Origin of the sequence: Bradyrhizobium sp. 33ap4 (genome assembly GCF_032654765.1) — a bacterium.
Classification (GTDB): Bacteria; Pseudomonadota; Alphaproteobacteria; order Rhizobiales; family Xanthobacteraceae; genus Bradyrhizobium; species Bradyrhizobium australafricanum.
In genome coordinates this window covers 1-1,749 of the sequence record NZ_JAUMTJ010000165.1, presented here as the reverse complement: position 1 = coordinate 1,749, position 1,749 = coordinate 1, and the positions used below count along the sequence as shown (strand labels likewise).

The window sequence follows — 1,749 nt, the reverse complement described above, 5'->3', positions numbered from 1 at the left end:
TGACGAAGGAAAAGATGCGCCGACCTATCGCCTATTTAAACGCCTCCCTTGACAAAGCCCATACAAGGAAACCGCGCTTAAGGGAAACGTAGGCGGTGCCGCAGGCGCTATGGGGATTTGACTGCCGCGGGCGAATTGGCTGATTTGAATCGAGCCGATGCAACGAGGTGTTCGAGGGTGAATCGGATGGCGAATGCGCGGCGGGTGGTGTCGAGCTCGACAAATTGTCGAGCGCGTTGTGGCGGGCGGTGGATATCTGAGCGCGCTCTGCCGTGGCTGGCCGAGAGGCAGCGAGCACTACGAATAGATTTGCAGGACAGTGACGTGGTCATGAGGTGTCGATCCTGATGCGGTTCGTTGGAGCTGTCGGCCGATGCCGTGGCGTACAACCGCGCTCGAAGACCTCGATGATGATCATGCGACCGCCGCAGCATGGGCAAGCCGGCTTGTTGGCATCGACGGCAGCCGCGGTGGGATTGGCTTCAGGCTTTGCACCGGTGAGCAGCTCGCGGACGCGTGCGATGTTGTCGGCGCAAGCGCTTTGGCGAACAGGCCGTAATGGCGGATGCGGTGAAGGCCCTTGGGCAGCACGTGGATGAGGAAGCGGCGGATGAACTCGTCTGTGGCGAGCGTCATCTGCCTGTATCGATCGCGGCCCTCGATGCGGTAGTCCTTCCATTTGAAGGTGACGCGCTGCTGGTCGCAAGCGATCAAGCGGCTGTTGGCGATGGCAACCCGGTGGGTGTAGCGCGACAAATAGGCCAGCACCGCCTCCGGTCCACCGAACGGACGCTTTGCATAGACGACCCACTTGGTTTTGCGCAGCGGCGCCAGGAAGGCTGCGAAGCATGGGGTATCAGCGAGCTGGCTGTTGTCGCCAAAGAAGCTCAGGCGGCCGGCTTGATGGGCGGCGACGAGCTTCTGAAGGAACAATCGCCGGAACAGGCGGGAGAGCACGCGCACGGGGAGGAAGAATCCGGGCCGGCAGGACACCCAGCGCTGACCATCGGGCGAGATGCCGCCGCCCGGCACGATCATGTGCACGTGGGGGTGATGGGTCAGCGCCGAGCCCCAGGTGTGCAGCACGGAGGTGATGCCGATCCTGGCCCCCAGATGCTTCGGATCGGCGGCGATCGTCAGCATGGTCTCGGCCGAGACCTTGAACAGCAGGTCGTAGAGGACGGCCTTGTTCTGGCAGGCGATGTCGGCGATCGCTCCTGGGAGTGTGAACACCAGGTGGTAGTACGGCACGGGCAACAGCTCGGCCTCGCGATCGGCGAGCCACTCCTTTGCGGCGGCGCCTTGGCACTTCGGGCAATGCCGGTTGCGGCAGGAGTTGTAGGCGATCGTCGTGTAGGCGCAGTCCGCGCAGCGCGCGACATGGCCGCCGAGCGCCACCGTGCGGCAGCGCTCGATCGCCGACATCACCTTCAACTGGTCGAGGCTGACATGGCCGGCATGGGCTTTGCGCCATGCTACGCCATGGCTGCGGAAAATATCCGCAACGGGCGCGACACGAGCGCCGTCAGCCGGGCGGTCGGACCTCCTTGAGCTTCAGCGTGATATGCTCCAGCGGGCTCATGACCTCGCTGATCGTCTTGGTGGCGACGCGGGTATAGAGCGCGGTGGTGTCGAGCTTGGCGTGGCCGAGCAGCACCTGGATGACGCGGACGTCGATGTTCTGCTCAAGCAGGTGGGTGGCGAAGCTGTGCCGCAAGGTGTGCAGCGAGACGCGCTTGTTGATCTCCG

General features: G+C 63.7%; 1 protein-coding gene and 1 pseudogene. Both read right to left on the bottom strand.

Features of this window, described 5'->3' with window-relative positions; genetic code table 11:
• Window positions 1–328: 328 nt before the first annotated feature.
• A pseudogene (locus Q2M23_RS43525) lies at window positions 329–1,497 on the bottom strand (IS91 family transposase).
• A gap of 28 nt (window positions 1,498–1,525) precedes the next feature.
• The coding region (locus Q2M23_RS43520; RefSeq protein ID WP_316399506.1) for a tyrosine-type recombinase/integrase at window positions 1,526–1,749 on the bottom strand (224 nt) is incomplete at its 5' end.